The 15,372-nt window shown below is 68.3% G+C and carries 14 protein-coding genes and 1 pseudogene; 6 read left to right on the top strand and 9 right to left on the bottom strand.

Annotated elements, in window-relative coordinates:
- The 7 genes and pseudogenes from ACIA8G_RS29835 to ACIA8G_RS29805 form a co-directional block, all read right to left on the bottom strand.
- The gene (locus ACIA8G_RS29835) at window positions 1-1,140 is read right to left on the bottom strand and encodes an acyl-CoA dehydrogenase family protein (RefSeq protein ID WP_396422006.1); all 1,140 of its coding nucleotides are present in this window, start codon (window positions 1,138-1,140) and stop codon (window positions 1-3) included.
- Window positions 1,137-2,969: a biotin carboxylase N-terminal domain-containing protein gene (locus ACIA8G_RS29830; protein WP_396422005.1), complete on the bottom strand. Its 1,833-nt coding sequence runs from the start codon at window positions 2,967-2,969 to the stop codon at window positions 1,137-1,139. The genes ACIA8G_RS29835 and ACIA8G_RS29830 overlap by 4 nt, the downstream gene beginning before the upstream one ends.
- A 7-nt stretch (window positions 2,970-2,976) precedes the next feature.
- Window positions 2,977-4,527, bottom strand: a complete 1,551-nt coding sequence (locus tag ACIA8G_RS29825) for an acyl-CoA carboxylase subunit beta (RefSeq protein WP_396422004.1) — start codon at window positions 4,525-4,527, stop codon at window positions 2,977-2,979.
- Window positions 4,527-5,639, bottom strand: coding sequence for an acyl-CoA dehydrogenase family protein (locus ACIA8G_RS29820; protein ID WP_396422003.1), 1,113 nt, complete (start codon window positions 5,637-5,639; stop codon window positions 4,527-4,529). The genes ACIA8G_RS29825 and ACIA8G_RS29820 overlap by 1 nt, the downstream gene beginning before the upstream one ends.
- Window positions 5,636-7,107: pseudogene (locus ACIA8G_RS29815) on the bottom strand (acyclic terpene utilization AtuA family protein). Before ACIA8G_RS29815 ends, ACIA8G_RS29820 begins: the two are co-directional and overlap by 4 nt.
- A 47-nt stretch (window positions 7,108-7,154) precedes the next feature.
- Complete coding sequence (locus tag ACIA8G_RS29810) at window positions 7,155-7,889, bottom strand: TIGR03084 family metal-binding protein (protein ID WP_396422002.1); 735 nt, start codon at window positions 7,887-7,889, stop codon at window positions 7,155-7,157.
- Window positions 7,886-8,413, bottom strand: coding sequence for a TetR/AcrR family transcriptional regulator (locus tag ACIA8G_RS29805; protein WP_396422353.1), 528 nt, complete (start codon window positions 8,411-8,413; stop codon window positions 7,886-7,888). The genes ACIA8G_RS29810 and ACIA8G_RS29805 overlap by 4 nt, the downstream gene beginning before the upstream one ends.
- Window positions 8,414-8,541: 128 nt before the next feature.
- On the opposite strand from ACIA8G_RS29805, the gene ACIA8G_RS29800 reads away from it, so the two are divergent.
- Genes ACIA8G_RS29800 through ACIA8G_RS29790 form a run of 3 tightly spaced genes read left to right on the top strand, consistent with a single transcriptional unit; the run spans window position 8,542 to window position 10,110 of the window.
- A complete protein-coding gene (locus ACIA8G_RS29800; protein ID WP_396422001.1) occupies window positions 8,542-9,279 on the top strand; it encodes a putative protein N(5)-glutamine methyltransferase in 738 nt (245 codons plus the stop codon).
- 57 nt (window positions 9,280-9,336) lie between these two features.
- Window positions 9,337-9,681 (top strand): nuclear transport factor 2 family protein, encoded by a 345-nt coding sequence (locus tag ACIA8G_RS29795; protein WP_396422000.1) that lies wholly within the window; start codon window positions 9,337-9,339, stop codon window positions 9,679-9,681.
- A gap of 57 nt (window positions 9,682-9,738) precedes the next feature.
- Window positions 9,739-10,110, top strand: coding sequence for a DUF4865 family protein (locus tag ACIA8G_RS29790; RefSeq protein WP_396421999.1), 372 nt, complete (start codon window positions 9,739-9,741; stop codon window positions 10,108-10,110).
- On the opposite strand, the gene ACIA8G_RS29785 is transcribed toward ACIA8G_RS29790, so the two are convergent.
- On the bottom strand, window positions 10,097-12,091 hold the full coding sequence (locus ACIA8G_RS29785) for an intein-containing Rv2578c family radical SAM protein (RefSeq protein WP_396421998.1): 1,995 nt from the start codon (window positions 12,089-12,091) through the stop codon (window positions 10,097-10,099). The genes ACIA8G_RS29790 and ACIA8G_RS29785 overlap by 14 nt on opposite strands.
- Window positions 12,092-12,117: 26 nt before the next feature.
- On the opposite strand from ACIA8G_RS29785, the gene pnuC reads away from it, so the two are divergent.
- From pnuC to ACIA8G_RS29770, 3 genes are read left to right on the top strand one after another with little or no spacing between them, the layout of a single operon-like run.
- Window positions 12,118-12,678, top strand: a complete 561-nt coding sequence (gene pnuC / locus ACIA8G_RS29780; protein ID WP_396421997.1) for a nicotinamide riboside transporter PnuC — start codon at window positions 12,118-12,120, stop codon at window positions 12,676-12,678.
- Window positions 12,675-13,733: an AAA family ATPase gene (locus tag ACIA8G_RS29775; RefSeq protein ID WP_396421996.1), complete on the top strand. Its 1,059-nt coding sequence runs from the start codon at window positions 12,675-12,677 to the stop codon at window positions 13,731-13,733. The genes pnuC and ACIA8G_RS29775 overlap by 4 nt, the downstream gene beginning before the upstream one ends.
- Before the next feature lie 34 nt (window positions 13,734-13,767).
- The gene (locus ACIA8G_RS29770) at window positions 13,768-15,096 is read left to right on the top strand and encodes a YibE/F family protein (protein ID WP_396421995.1); all 1,329 of its coding nucleotides are present in this window, start codon (window positions 13,768-13,770) and stop codon (window positions 15,094-15,096) included.
- Here ACIA8G_RS29770 and ACIA8G_RS29765 read toward each other — a convergent pair.
- A complete protein-coding gene (locus ACIA8G_RS29765; protein WP_396421994.1) occupies window positions 15,017-15,370 on the bottom strand; it encodes a DUF1304 domain-containing protein in 354 nt (117 codons plus the stop codon). The two genes, ACIA8G_RS29770 and ACIA8G_RS29765, sit on opposite strands and share 80 nt — an antisense overlap.
- Window positions 15,371-15,372: the final 2 nt, after the last annotated feature.

Here is a 15,372-nt window from a genome sequence, read left to right as displayed (position 1 = left end):
TCAGTACGAGCGAGGCAGTTTCAGCGAGTTCTGCGCGACGAAGTTGAGGACCATCTCCCGCGACACGGGCGCGATGCGGGACAGCCGGGACATGCCGAGCATCGCCGCCAGCCCGAACTCCGCGGTCAGCCCGTTGCCGCCGTGGGTCTGGATCGCCTGGTCCACCGCCGCCGCGATCGCCTCGCCCGCCGCGTACTTGGCCATGTTCGCCGCCTCGCCGGCGTCCTTGTCGCGGCCCGCGTCGTAGAGCGCGGCCGCCTTCTGCGTCATCAGCCTGGCCAGCTCGATCTCGATGGAAATCCGCGCCAGCGGGTGCGAGAGGCCCTGGTGCGCCCCGATCGGGCTGTCCCAGACCTTGCGCTGCTGGGCGTAGGTGACGGCCTTGCCGACGGCCAGGCGTGCGGAACCGGTCGCCATGCTCGCGCCCATGATCCGTTCGGGGTTGAGCCCGGCGAAGACCTGCAGCAGCCCCTGGTCCGGTGAGCCCACCACGGCGTCCGCGGGCAGCCGGACGTCGTCGAAGAACAGCGTGAACTGCTTCTCCGGCGCGACCAGGTCCATCTCGATCTGGTGCCAGGTGAAGCCCTCGGCGTTCGTGGGAACGACCACGAGCACCGGCCCGGTCTTCTGGATCGCGACCACCAGCACCGCGTCCACCTCGTCGATGCCGGAGATGAACGTCTTGCTGCCGTTGAGGATCCAGTCGTCGCCGTCACGGCGGACGTGCGTCTTCAACTGGTGCGCGTTGGAACCCGCGTCCGGCTCGGTGATCGCGAACGCCATCTTCAGCGTGCCGTCCGCGAAACCGGGCAGCCACTGGGACTTCTGCTCCTCCGTGCCGAACCGGGCGATCACCGTGGCGCAGATCGCCGGCGAGACCACCATGAGCAGCAACGGACAGCCCGCCGCGGCCAGCTCCTCGCACACCGCCGCGAGGTCGCCGATGCCGCCGCCACCGCCGCCGTACTCCTCGGGCACTGCCACGCCGAGGTAGCCGAGCTTACCGGCTTCGTCCCACAGCTCGGTGGTCTTCTCCCCCGACCTGGCCTTGGCGATGAAGTACTCGTAGCCGAACTTGGCGCCGAACTCGCTGACGGCCTTGCGCAGCGCGATCCGCTCTTCGGACTCGACGAAGTTCACTGTTCCTCCACTACTGCCAGGACGTCTCCAGCGTTGACCTGCTGCGCCTTTTCGACGAGGAGTTCGGTGACGGTGCCCGCATTGGTGGCGAGCACGCGGTGTTCCATCTTCATGGCTTCCAGCACCAGGAGTTCTTGTCCCGCCTCGACCTGGTCGCCCTGGTTCACGCTGACCCTGACGACCGTGCCGGGCATCGGCGCGACGGTCGCGCCCGGCGCGAGCCTGGTCTCCGGTTCGGGGAACCGCGGCACGACCCTCAACGACACCGAGCCGTGCGGTGAGTCGACCTCGACCAGATCGCCGTAGCGGGCAACGTGAAACGGCGTGCGCACGCCGTTCAGGTCCAGCGTGACCACATCGGGAGTGGCCTGCGCGGGGTCGTACTCGACCTCGACGAGCTCCTCGCCGACCAGGAACTTCGCCTTCGGCTGCTGCGACCGCACGTTGCGCCAGCCCAACGGCAGGTGCCTTATCCCGCGGGTCGCGGCCTGAGCGAGTGCGGCGGCCAGCGCAAACGGTTGCGGATCAACGATTCGCCCGAACTCGTGCTCGGTCAGGAACCCGGTGTGCGTGTCCCCGGCGAGGAAGGCGTCGTGGCGCAGGATCTCGACGAGCAACGCCCGGTTGGTGACCAGGCCGTGGATCTTCGAGCTCGCCAGCGCGGTGGAGAGCTTGCGGGCGGCGGCCACGCGCGTCGGTGCGTGCGCGATCACCTTGGCCAGCATGGGGTCGTAGTGCACGGACACGACAGAGCCGTCCTCGACACCGCTGTCGAGCCGCACGTCGCCGGGAACCTCGAACCGGTGCAGGGTGCCGCTCACCGGCCGCCAGTCGTGCTCGGGGTCCTCGGCGTAGAGACGGACCTCGATGGCGTGGCCACGCGGTTGCGGCGGCTCCACCGGCAGTGCGGCGGCCTCGGCGATCCTGAGCTGCCACTCGACCAGGTCGACGCCGTACACCAGCTCGGTGACCGGGTGTTCGACCTGCAGCCGGGTGTTGACCTCCAGGAAGTGGAAGTCCTCGCCCTTCAGCATGAACTCGACAGTGCCCGCGCCGACGTAGTCGATCGACTCGGCGGCGGCGACCGCGGCGGCGAACAAGCGCTTGCGGACCTCGTCGCCGACCGCCGGGCTCGGCGACTCCTCGACGATCTTCTGGTGCCTGCGCTGGATCGAGCACTCGCGTTCGCCCAGCGCCCACACCGTGCCGTGCATGTCGGCGAGGATCTGGACCTCGACGTGCCGCGCGTGCTCCAGCAGCGGCTCGCAGAACACCGTCGCGTCGCCGAACGCCGACTCGGCTTCTCTTCTGGCGCTGGCCAAGGCGTCCGCGAACTCGGTCTTCTCGCGGACGACGCGCATGCCCCGTCCGCCACCGCCCGCGGAAGCCTTGATCAGCACCGGGAACTCGGTGACGGTCTCCGGGTCGAGCTCAGGCAGCACCGGCACGCCCGCGGCCGCCATCCGCTTCTTGGCCGCGATCTTGGATCCCATCGCCTCGATGGCATCCGGTGCCGGCCCGACCCAGATGAGGCCGGCCGCGCCGACGGCGAGCGCGAAGTCGGCGTTCTCGGACAGGAAGCCGTAGCCGGGGTGCAGAGCGTTCGCTCCCGCCTTGACCGCCGCTTCGACGAGCAGGTCGGCACGCAGGTAGGTCTCGGCGGGCGAGGCACCCGGGAGCCTCACCGCGAAGTCGGCTTCCCCGACGTGCGGAGCGTCGGCGTCCGGGTCCGAGAAGACAGCGACCGTGCGGATCCCCAGCGTCTTGCAGGTGCGGATGATCCGGCGGGCGATCTCGCCGCGGTTGGCGATCAGCAGAGTGGTGATCACTGGTTCATCACATCCGGAAGACGCCGAAGCCGTCGGCGCCCTTGATCGGTCCGCTGTGGACAGCGGAGAGGCAGAGGGCGAGCACGGTCCTGGTATCGCGGGGGTCGATCACGCCGTCGTCGTAGAGCTTCCCGGACAGGAACGGCGCGAGCGACTGCTCCTCGATCTGCGCCTCCACCATCTTGCGCATGGCGGCGTCGTGCTCCTCGTTGTACTCCTGCCCCTTCGCCATGGCCGCTTGCCGCCCGACGATCGACAGCACACCAGCTAGCTGCGCGGGCCCCATCACGGCTGACTTGGCGTTCGGCCAGGTGAACAGGAACCGCGGGTCGTACGCCCGGCCGCACATGCCGTAGTTGCCCGCACCGTACGAGGCGCCCATCGTGATCGTCAGGTGCGGTACGCGGCTGTTGGACACCGCGTTGATCATCATCGAGCCGTGCTTGACGATGCCGCCCTGCTCGTACTGCGCGCCGACCATGTAGCCGGTGGTGTTCTGCAGGAAGACCAGCGGGGTGTCGCTCTGGTTCGCGAGCTGGATGAACTGCGTGGCCTTCTGCGACTCCTCGCTGAACAGCACGCCGCGCGCGTTGGCGAGGATGCCGACCGGGTAGCCGTGGATCCGCGCCCACCCGGTGACGAGGCTGTTGCCGTACAACGGTTTGAACTCGTCGAAATGCGACCCGTCGACGAGCCGGGCGATGACGTCCCTGGGGTCGAACGGCACGCGCTGGTCCTCGGACACGATGTCCAGGATGCTGTCGGCGTCGAACTTCGGTTCTTCGATCTCTTGTGGCTGCGGACCGAGTTTGCGCCAGTTCAGCCTGGCGACGACCCGTCGCGCGAGCCTGATCGCGTCGGTCTCGTCCTCCGCGACGAAGTCCGCGAGGCCGGACGTGGCGCCGTGCATCGTGGCACCGCCCAGCGACTCGTCGTCCGCGTCCTCACCGGTCGCCATCTTGACCAGCGGCGGACCGCCGAGGAACACCTTCGACCGGTCCTTGATCATGATCACGTAGTCCGACATGCCCGGCACGTACGCACCGCCGGCCGTCGCGTTGCCGAACACCGCCGTGATCGTGGGGATTCCGGCCGCGCTCAACCGGGTGAGGTCGCGGAACGCCCGGCCGCCGGGGATGAAGATCTCGCTCTGCGTCGGCAGGTCCGCTCCACCCGACTCGACCAGGCTGACCAGCGGCAGCCGGTTCTGCAACGCGATGTCGTTGGCCCGCAGCGACTTCCGCAGGGTGTACGGGTTGCTCGAGCCGCCGCGCACGGTCGGGTCGTTCGCGACGATCACGCACTCGACGCCCTCGATCCTCCCGATGCCGGTGACCACCGACGCCCCGACCGGGAAGTCCGTACCCCACGCGGCCAGCGGCGACAGCTCCAGGAACGGGCTGTCCTCGTCGATGAGCAGCTCGACCCGTTCACGGGCGAGGAGCTTCCCGCGCTTGTGGTGCCGCTCGACGTATTTGGGCCCACCTCCCGCGAGCGCTTTGGCGTGCTCGGCGTCCAGCTGCGCGATCTTCGCGAGCAGCGCCTCCCTGTTGCCCATCAGGCGAACCCCAATCGTCGTGCCGCGAGCTCGGTCATCACTTCACTCGCCCCGCCCCCGATGCCGAGGATGCGGGCGTCCCGGTAGTGACGCTCCACTTCGGACTCGCGCATGTACCCCATGCCGCCGTGCAACTGCACCGCCGCGTCGACCACCGCCGAGCACGCGTCGACCGCGGCGTTCTTGGCGAAGCAGACTTCCGTGACGCAGTCCTCGCCCCGGTCGATGCGTGCCGCCACTTCTCGTACGTAGGTCCGCGCGAGGTCGGTCCGTTGCGCCATCTCGGTGAGCTTGTGGCTCACCACCTGGTTCTTGATCAACGGCTTGCCGAACGTCTCGCGGTTCCTGGTCCACTCGACGGTGAGGTCGAGCGCGCGTTGCGCCGTCGCGTAGGCCTCGACCGCCATCGTGACGCGCTCGACCTGGAACTGCCGCATGATCTGCGCGAACCCCTGGTTCTCCTCGCCCACCAGGTTCTTCGCGGGCACCCGGACGTTGTCGAAATGCAGTTCCGCGGTGTCCGAGCAGTGCCAGCCCATCTTGTCGAGCTTGCGGCGGGTGAACCCGTCCTCGATGACGAGCAGCGAGATGCCCTTGTAGCCCTTCTCACCGGTCCGCACCGCGGTCGTGACGAAGTCCGCCCGGTAGCCCGAGGTGATGAACGTCTTCTCGCCGTTGACGACGTAGTGGTCGCCGTCTCTGACAGCCGTGGTCCTGATGGCCGCGACATCCGATCCGGCGCCGGGCTCGGTGACGGCCAGGCTGCCGATCTTCTCGCCCCGGATGGCCGGCTTCGCGAACCGGTCGATCAGGTCCTCGTTCCCCGTCTGCCAGATGTGCGGGATGGCGATGCCGAGCGTGAACAGCGCCGCCATCAGGCCGGACGAGCCGCCGTTCTGGATGATCTCCTCGGCCAGCACGACCGAGTCGATCAGGTCGCCGTGCTCGAACCCGATGCCGAGCAGGTCGAGTTCCGCGGCTTTCTTGTGCAGCTCACGCGGAACCTCGCCGTCGCGTTCCCACTGGCCGAGGTGCGGCGCGATCTCCTTGCGCGTGAAGTCGCGGACGAGCTGCCTGAGCTCTGTCCGCTCGTACAGATCCTTCGTGATCACAGGAGCTCCTCCGGGATCTCGACTTCCCTGCTGCGCAACCACTCGCCCAGCGCCTTCGCCTGCGGGTCGAACCGCGTGCTGCTGGCGACGCCGTCGCCCAGCAGTCCGTGCAGCACGAAGTTGAGCGCCCTGAGGTTCTTCAGCTCGTACCTGCTGACCTCTTGTGCTTCCGGCAGCAGTTCCTTGAGCTTCTCGGTCGTCAGGAAGCCGTTGAGCCACTCGTAGGCTTCGTCGGTCCGCACCCACACACCGAGGTTCGCGTCCCCGCCCTTGTCGCCACTACGTGCTCCGGCAATGGTTCCCAGCGGCCTCTTCACAGCAGCACCGCCTTCGCGCTGACGTCTTCCCTTGACACGTAAGCCGCCCTGTACTCCCCGAACGGCGTGCCATCGCCGGGCGGTGCCGTCACGTGGAAACCGGGATAGCTCGCCAGCGCCAGCTCGATCGCGGCCCTGGAGAACGCCTTGGCGCGCTTGGGATCCGCGGTCTTGATCGCCACGTGCAGCAGCGCGCTGGCGCGTTCCTCGGTGTCGGCGTCCTGGTGGTCGGTCCTCGCCAGCGTCCACGTCAGGCCTTCGTCACCGATGGCGTCGTGAAGTTGCTTCTGCACGAGTTCCGCCTTGGCTTCGACGTCGAGTCCGGTGAGGACGAACGTCGTGGCGTTCCGGAAGCCGCCCAACGTGTTCAGGCACACCTTGAGCGTCTCCGGCGGCGGACTGCCCTTGGTGCCGCTGATCCTGACGCCGCGCTCGTGCTCTTCGAGCTTGATCGTGTCGAAGTGCGTCGTGACGTCCGGCCCCAGGTATTCCGGCGCCCCGATCTCGTACAACAGTTGCGCCGTAACGGTGTCGATCGTCACCGCCCCACCCGTGCCGTCGTGCTTGGTGATCAGGCTCGACCCGTCCTCGTGGATCTCCGCGATCGGAAACCCCGGCCTGGTCGCGTCGATCTCGGTGAAGAACGAGTAGTTCCCGCCCGTGGCCTGCGTTCCGCACTCCAGCACGTGCCCGGCGACCGTGGCACCGGCGAGCCTGTCCCAGTCCGTGCGCGCCCAGTTGTGGTGCGCCGCGGCGGGCCCGACGACCAGACTCGCGTCCGTCACGCGCCCGGTGACCACGACCTGCGCGCCCTGGTTGAGGCACTCCGCGATCTCCCACGCCCCCAGGTAGGCGTTGGCGGTCAACGCTTCCGGGAACCGTTCCTTGAGATCATCGCCCGTGACGTACCCGACCTTCGCGCCGAGCTTGCGTGCCAGCCCTTCGGGGTTGAGCCCGCCGGCGTTGGTGACGATCTTGACGCCCTTGTCGAGCGCGAGGGCCAGGCAGTCCTCCATCTGACGGAGGAAAGTCTTGGCATACCCGAGGTTCTGGTCCTTCATCCGGTCGCGGCCGAGGATCAGCATGGTCAACTCGGCGAGGTAGTCGCCGGTCAGCACGTCGAGGTGCCCGCCCTCGAGCTGCTCCCGCATGGCGGACAACCGATCCCCGTAGAACCCGGACGCGTTGCCGATCCTGATCACCGGCCACCTCCGGGAGGCCCCGCGAAGGCCTGCGCGATCGGCACCCACCGCTCGGCCGTGTCACCGGTGGCCTCGATCGCGAGCTCCTTGCGGTTGCGCCGCTGCGTCACCAGGAACGCGAAGTCCAGCGCCGGCCCGGTGATCCGCTCCTCCGCCCCCTCCGGCCCCCACGTCCACACCTCGCCGTCAGGCCCGGTCAGCTCGACCCGGATCTCCGTGTCCGGCACGGCCAGCCCGTTGAGCAGGAACGCGAACCCGATAGTCCGCACCCCGATGTGACACACGTGCCGAATCCGCTTGGTAGGCACCCTCTCGACGCCGAGCGCGTCCGCGACGTCCTGCCCGTGCGCCCACGTCTCCATCAACCGCGCGGTGGCCATCGACGCGGGACTCATCGGCGGCCCGAACCACACGATCTTGCCGCTGGCCTGCCTGAGGTGTTCCTGCACGGCCTTGCGGCTGTCCCGCCACAACTCCAGCAGGTCCGGCAGCACCGCCGCCTCGGCCGCGGTCCGGTCGACCACGTCCCCGGTCAGCGGCTGCGCCTGGAACGCCTCGGGATCGGTCATGGCGAGGACCGCGGCCCGGTCCGTCCACATGAGATGGCCGATCTGGTGCCCGATGGTCCACCCCTCGGCAGGCGTGGGCAGCGACCAGTCACCGGCACCGGCGACCAGCTCGTCGAGCTCCCGCGACTCGGCGTCGAGATCGGCCAGCAGTTCCGTGATCACAGCTGCTCCTCCAACATCCGCGCCCAATAACGCACAACGTGCGCCCGGCGCTTCGCGTCGTCAGCGAGCTGGTTGGCCAGCGCCAGCCCGCGCACGAGATCCAGGGTCGCCTGCACGGCGTCCTTCACGCCCGGTTCGGTGTCGTCGACGTCGAGCAACTCCAACGCCAGCCCGTACACCTCACGACCGAGCCGCGCCTGCAGCTCCAGCACCTGCTCCCGCAGCTCCGGATCCGTCCGCGCGGCGACCCACAACTCCAGCGCCGCGGTGAACAGATCGCTGGCGTGGAAGTCCGCGATCAGCTCGACCACCGCGTGCGTGGTCTTCTCCGCGCTCTCCGCACGCCGCTTGAGCACCTCGACGCTCTCCGCACCCACGTGCTCGACGGCGGCGGCCACCAGCTCACCGCGGGTCCGGAAGTGGTGCAGCTGAGCCCCCCGCGACACCCCGGCCCGCTCGGCCACCTCGGTGGTCGTCGTGCCGGACCAGCCGCGCTCCACCAGGCACTCGACCGTTGCCTCCATCAGCTTCCGCTTGGTCTCGCGGGTGCGGTCGGCCTGCCGCTGCCTCGTCTCCACGCCTCCGAGTGTCGCGGCCCACAAACAAACAGTCAAGCCTGCTTGTAAGTATCGCCTGTTAGCGTCCACAGGCGATGAGCATCGTCGATCAACTCAGGGCCGCCGGTTGTGTGTTCGCCGAGGTGGAGGCCGACCTGCTGCGCGAGGCCGCAGCCGATGAGCGGCACCTCGCCGACCTGGTCGCACAACGGGTCAGCGGCCTGCCGCTGGAGCACGTCGTGGGCTGGGCCGAGTTCTGCGGGCAGCGGATCACCGTCGAACCGGGCGTGTTCGTGCCGCGTCACCGCACCGAGCTGCTCGTCGATCTCGCGACCGAGCTCAAGCCGGACATCGCCGTCGACATGTGCTGCGGATCTGGCGCGGTGGGCGCGGTGCTGCAACGCAGGCTTCCGGAGGCCGCGGTGTACGCGGCGGACATCGACCCGGTGGCGACGAAGTGCGCGCGTAAGAACCTCACGAACGTCTTCGAAGGCGATCTGTTCGACGCCCTGCCGCACGAACTACAAGGCCGCATCGACGTCGTGGTCGCCAACGTGCCGTACGTGCCGACCGGCGACATCCAGTTCATGCCGGCCGAAGCGCGCGACTACGAGGCGCGGGTCGCGTTGGACGGCGGCACGGACGGCCTCGAAGTCATGCGCCGGGTGGCCGCGCAGGCAGTGCGCTGGCTGCGCCCGGGCGGGCACCTGCTGAGCGAGACGAGCGAGCGGCAGGCACCCGAAGCACTGACGGCCTTCACGGCGGCCGGCCTCCAGGCCAGGCTCGTGACCAGCGAAGACACCACCGCGGCAGTGGGTCAGCTGCCCGCCTGACCCCACCCCCGAAGGCTCGGCTCGACGAATCGCGACTTGGTCCGTACGATGTACGGTATGTCGTACGACGAGGTGCTGGAGTGGTTCGCGCGCTGGGACGCGCTCGCGGTCGCGGATGACGTCGAGAAGATGGCCGACATGTCGCTGTTCCCGATCAACACGGTCACCGACGGCTCGGCGGCGTCGTGGGACCGGGAGCGGTTCATCAAGGAGATGGGGGCGCAGCTGGGCGGGGACGTGCAGATGGAGTCGGTCCGCACGCCGCACTTCATCAACGACAACCTCGCCTTCGTGATCACCGACGGGACGATCAACGGGGTGACCGTGCGATACGGCGACCTGCTGGTGAAGGTCGGCAACGAGTGGAAGTTCCAGACGATGATCCAGGGCGGCTGGGCCTAGCTTGCACAACCCCGCCCTCGGCAGCCGCACCACGCTGCCGGGGGCGCGCCGTTCTACGTGTGGAACACCACGGCTGCGATGGCCGAGTTCCTCTACCGGGGCGGCGGGTTCCAGAACATCCTCGCCGGCTTCGGGCGGCCCGTGGTCCAGCACTGGCCCGGTGTGGCGTTCCTGCGCGGCGACGCTGCCACGGCGAAGTACGCGACGCGTCACATCACCAGGCTCGCACCAGAGGCGAACCCCGTCGACGTCGTCGGCAAGATCGAGATAGAAAGCAAGCCCGGCCTGCACTCAGCGGCCGTGGGCGTTGATCCGCGCACGTGGGAAGTCGTGCGCTTCGAACTGTGGGAGGAGCACCCTGGGGAAGAGGGTGTCTACGAGGTCCTCCACTTTTCCGAGCCAGAACTCGCGAAGATCACAGCAGGGTGAGCTGTTCCTGATCCACGCGCGGCGCCGGTACGCCGACCGGCAGGCTGCCGTCGGGCCACACACCTTCGTCGTCACCGGGCACGCCCGTGACCGCGTCGGTGGAACGGCCGCGCGGTGCCAGGCCGTGCTTCTCGATCAACGGCACCACCCGCGCCGTCAGCCGGCGGCGGTACCGCTTGTCCACATAGGACCCCGCGCCGTACAGGTACCGGTAGGTCTCGACGAGATCCGGATGTTCGCGCTTGAGCCACGTGGCGAACCACTCGCGAGCACCTGGGCGCAGGTGCAACGGCAGCACCGTCACACCGGTCGCTCCGGCGGCCGCGATCTGCTCCAGCAGGAAGTCCAGCTGTTCAACGGAATCCGTCAGCTCCGGCAACACCGGAGCCACGAACACACCGCACGGCAACCCGGCTTCCCGGACCTTGCGCACCAGGTCCAGCCGGGCCGCTGGCGTCGGGGTTCCTGGTTCCAGCGACCGATGCAGGTCGCGGTCCATCAACGCCAGCGACACCGCGATCCCGACCGGCACGACCTCGGACGCCGCGGAGAGCAGCGGCAGGTCGCGGGCCAGCAGCGTGCCCTTCGTCAGGATCGAGAAGGGTGTGCGGGAGGCGGTCAGGGCCTCGATGATCCCCGGCATCAGGGCATATCGCCCCTCCGCCCGCTGGTACGGGTCGGTGTTGGTGCCCAGCGCGACGTGCTCCTGCTTCCACTTCGAGGAACGCAGCTGGCGTGACAGCACCTCCCCCGCGTTGACCTTGACGATCAGCTGGCTGTCGAAGTCGTGGCCGGTGTCGAGGTCCAAATAGGAGTGTGTCTTGCGGGCGAAGCAGTTGTGGGACACCACTCCGTTGGCGATGAAGTCGCCGGTGCCCGTGGTGATGTCGTACAGCGTCATCTCCTCGAGCGGCTCGACGGAGACGACACCCAGCGGCTGCTGCGACTTGATCGCCACGCCGTCGATGTCCCGCTTGCGTGTGATCGCCGGGTCGACCAGGTGGAAGAAACGCAGGTTCTCCCGCAGACCTCCCCGCAGCCGCACCACCCGCACGCCACGCCGGCGACGCAGTTCCTCGATCGCGAAGTCGAAGTCGAAGTGCTTCAACGCCAGGCAGATCGCCTCGACGACGGTCGCGTTGCGCGTCGACATCCGCAGGATGCTGCGCGAACAGGTCCCCAGGTAGTCGAACGCACCGGCCAGGAAACCCTTGAGCCAGTCGGGGTTCGGGGCTATCTGCCAGTGCGCGAGCTCGCGCACTTGGTGCAGAAATCCCCTCCCTTCTCGCACACCGAAGTAGTCGAGATACTCCTGTGTGCGGTCCATGGCCTCTATGTCGGCCAGGGGGATGCGGAACTCGAACTCGTCGTCGACCATGCCGCGCAGGTAGCCGCGGCGGTAGTCGTCGCTCACGGTGGGCTGCTCGACGAAAGCCCCCGTGCCCATGAGTTTGTTGCCGGTGGTGAGGTGCGGGCGGCGGCCCGTGCCGGCGGTCTCGCCCGTCACGTGCTTCCAGCCGCGGTCGGTCAGGAACCGGTGATCGCCGGACGCGACCAGCGACGTGCCGTCCTCCAGCGTCAGCCGGTGGGCGACCTTGCGTGTTTCCCACTGCGCGAGAACGGTCGTGAGCTTGTAGCGGCGGTAGTTGCCGACGAGCTCGGTGCCGTAGATCTCGTCACCGGCTCGAAGGTCGGCCAACGGCTTGGTGCGGCCGTTCGCCATGAGGATCGGGGTGTCCCCTGCCATGCAGTAGGTGCAGGCGTGTGAGCAGCCCCGATACGGGTTCACGGTCCACGAGAAGGGCAGCGACGACCCCGGTACTCCGTTGAGCACGGATTTGGCGCGGACCTCGTGGAACACCACGTCCGCGAACTCAGGAGTTCGTACGCTGCGCACCAGTCCCGGTAGCCCCGGTAGCGCCTGCTGCGGCTCTGCCTCGAGTTTCTGTCCGTCCCATCGCACCCACCGATTCGAACACATGTTCGAACGGCGGTCAAGGAGAGCACGTGTCACTCGTTGAGGTTGCAGGCTTCATCACCGGCGCACTGTGCGTGTGGCTGGTCGCGCGGCAAAACCCCTGGAACTGGCCCATCGGGATCGCCAACAACATCGCGTTCCTCGTGCTGTTCTGGCGTAGCGGGCTGTTCGCGGACTCCGGCCTGCAGGCCGTCTACATCGTGCTGGCGGTCTACGGCTGGTGGGCGTGGCTGCGCGGCGGCGACCAGCACACGAAGCTGCACGTCAGCCGCACGACGACGACCCAGTGGATCTGGCTCGCGGTCGCCGGCGTGCTCGGCACCGGGCTGCTGCACTGGGTCCTGATCACGTTCACCGAGTCGACCGTGCCGTTCTGGGACGCGGTCACGACCGTGCTGTCGCTGCTCGCCACCTGGGGCCAGGCGCGCAAGAAGATCGAGTGCTGGTGGCTGTGGATCGCCGCGGACGTGATCTACGTGCCGCTCTACGCGTACAAGGAGCTGTATCTGACGGCGGTGTTGTACGTGGGGTTCATGGTGCTCTGCGTGATCGGGCTGCGGTCGTGGATCAAGGACGAGGTGCGCGTGTGAAGGAGTTCGGCCACGCGCTGGTGCTCGGCAAGTTCTACCCACCGCACAACGGGCACCACCACCTCATCGAAACGGCGGCCGCGCGCAGCGAACGCACGACGGTGACGGTGCTCGCGTCGTCGGCCGAGCTGATCCCGCTCGAACACCGGGTCCGCTGGCTCGCCGAGACGCACCCGGACCCGAGCATCAGGATCGCCGGCGATCTCGACGACCACCCGATGGACTTCGAGTCCGACGAGATCTGGAGCCTGCACGTCGAGCTGACCAAGGCGGTGCTCGCCCGGCGCGCCATCGCCGACGGCGAACCCGGCAAGGCGCCGGTCGACGTCGTGTTCTCCAGCGAGAAGTACGGCGAGGAACTGGGGCGACGCCTCAACGCCCAGCACGTCCTGGTCGACCTGGACCGCCTCGCGCACCCCGTCTCGGGCACCGCCGTGCGGGACGACCCCGTCGCGAACTGGCACCACCTCGCCCCTGCGACGCAACGCGGGCTGGGCCGCAAAGTCGTCCTGATCGGAGCCGAGAGCACCGGCACGACAACGCTCTCGAAGCAGCTCGCCGAGCACTTCAAGGCGCCGTGGATTCCCGAGTACGGCCGCGAACACACCGAACACAAGCTCACCGCAGCAAAGGCGTTCAACGAAGACGCCACCGTGGACAGTCTGGTGTGGACGGTGGGCGACTTCGAAGACGTGGCGCGCGAACAAGAACGCCGCATCAACGCCGAGACCGCGCCGCTCGTCATCGCGGACAACGACGCGTTCGCCGCGACGGTCTGGGGCGAGCGCTACCTCGGTTTCCGGCCGGACATCTTCCTGGGCACCGCACCGCACCTGTACCTGCTGACCGACCACGTGGGCGTTCCGTTCGAACAGGACGGCTGGCGCGACGGCGAGCACCTGCGGGAGTGGATGACCGGGCTGTTCGAACGCGAGCTGGCACGCCGCGGCGTCCCGTGGCTCAAGCTCACCGGGAACAGGTACGCGACGGCCGTGACGGAGATCGAACGTGTGATGAGGCAGGATGTCACGCGTGGGTCACGGTCACGGGCATAGGCACGCGCAAGAGGAAGAACCCGCTTCGCAGCGCGTGCGCACGTTGCTGATGTGGCTGCTGGTGCCGTTGGTGCTGGCCACTGTGGTCGGTGCGGCGCTGTTGTACCCGTTCGGGCACGACCAGCGCACCGGCGCGGAGGTCGGCCTGAACCAGAAGCCGGTGAACGCGGTCGTCACGGGCGTGCAGGACGACGTCTGCGGCGAGAAGTGCACCGCGGTGACCGTGCGGATGACCGAGGGTGACGCGAACGGGCAGAGCATCGCGATCCCGAGCGTCAAGGGGCCGGGATCGCCGCGCTACCAGGTCGGCGACGAGGTCGTGCTGTCCTATTCGGGCAGCCAGCCGCAGGCCGCCGAGTCGTACCAGATCGTCGACTTCCAGCGCGGCTGGTCGCTCCTGCTGCTCGGACTGGTCTTCGCCGCCGCCGTGCTGCTGCTGGGCCGGTGGCAGGGCCTCGCGGCGCTGGGCGCGTTGCTGCTGAGCTTCGTGGTGCTGGTGCTGTTCGTGCTGCCGTCGATCCTCGCGGGCCAGAACCCGTTGCTCGTGGCGGTGGTGGGCGCCGGGCTGATCATGTTCGTGGTGCTCTACCTGACGCACGGCGTGTCCGCGAGAACGTCGACAGCGGTGCTGGGAACGCTGGTCAGCCTCGCGCTGATCGGCGTGCTGGGCGCGTTGTTCTCGGCGGCCGCGAAGCTGACCGGGCTGGACGAGGACACGATCAACCTCGTCACCGTGCTCGGCACCGACATCGACACCCGGGGGCTGCTGCTCGCGGGCACGCTCATCGGCGCGCTCGGCGTGCTCGACGACGTGACCGTCACGCAGACCAGCGCGGTCTGGGAACTGCGGCGCGCGAACGAGAAGCTGACGTGGCGCGAACTGTTCGCGGCGGGGTCGCGGATCGGGCGCGACCACATGTCGTCCGTGGTGAACACGCTCGTGATGGCGTACGCGGGTGCGGCTCTGCCCCTGCTGCTGGCCATCTCGCTGGCCGGGCGGTCGATGGGCGAGATCCTGACCGCGCAGCAGATCGCGCAGGAGATCGTGCGCACGCTGGTCGGCAGCATCGGCCTGGTCGCGGCCATCCCCGTGACGACCGCGCTGGCCGCGATCATCGCGGTACGCCAAGAGGTCGCCCACGCGGGGCCCGAGCCCGAGGAACTTGAACCCGAGCCCAAGACCGTGAAGCGCGCGAAGCCAGAGCCGCCGCGGCCCACACGGTTCGAGGGCGACCTCTACACCGGCTACGACCCCGGCAAGGGGCCGTGGGAACGTCCGGGAGCTACCCGGCCAGCAGCACGAAGAGCAGCGCCAGCGAACCCGGCACGACCTGCACGAAGAAGATCTTCCGACTCGCCGTGAACGTGCCGTAGATGCCGGCGACGATCACGAACACGGTGAACAGCACGCTCGCGCCGAAGTCCTGGCGGATCACCGCGTAGATCAGACCGGCGGCGAGAAAGCCGTTGTAGAGGCCCTGGTTCGCCGCGAGCGCCTTCGACTCCTCGGCGAACTCGGGCGTGAGATCGAACGCCTTCTGGCCGCGCGGTGTCGTCCAGAGGAACATCTCCAGCACCACGATGTAGAGGTGAATGAGCGCCACGAGGGCGATCAGGATGTTGGCGATAACCTGCACTT

This window comes from Lentzea sp. NPDC051213 (assembly GCF_044455585.1).
Taxonomy (GTDB): domain Bacteria; phylum Actinomycetota; class Actinomycetes; order Mycobacteriales; family Pseudonocardiaceae; genus Lentzea.
The sequence above is the reverse complement of the archived record's forward strand: the minus strand, read 5'-3'. Positions and strand labels throughout refer to the sequence as shown.

Excerpts from the sequence above, each read along its gene's own strand:
- ACIA8G_RS29825 (WP_396422004.1), bottom strand. The coding sequence starts at position 4,527 with ATGGGCAACAGGGAGGCGCTGCTCGCGAAGATCGCGCAGCTGGACGCC.
- ACIA8G_RS29805 (WP_396422353.1), bottom strand. The coding sequence starts at position 8,413 with ATGGAGGCAACGGTCGAGTGCCTGGTGGAGCGCGGCTGGTCCGGCACG.
- ACIA8G_RS29800 (WP_396422001.1), top strand. The coding sequence starts at position 8,542 with ATGAGCATCGTCGATCAACTCAGGGCCGCCGGTTGTGTGTTCGCCGAG.
- ACIA8G_RS29795 (WP_396422000.1), top strand. The coding sequence starts at position 9,337 with ATGTCGTACGACGAGGTGCTGGAGTGGTTCGCGCGCTGGGACGCGCTC.
- ACIA8G_RS29785 (WP_396421998.1), bottom strand. The coding sequence starts at position 12,091 with ATGTGTTCGAATCGGTGGGTGCGATGGGACGGACAGAAACTCGAGGCA.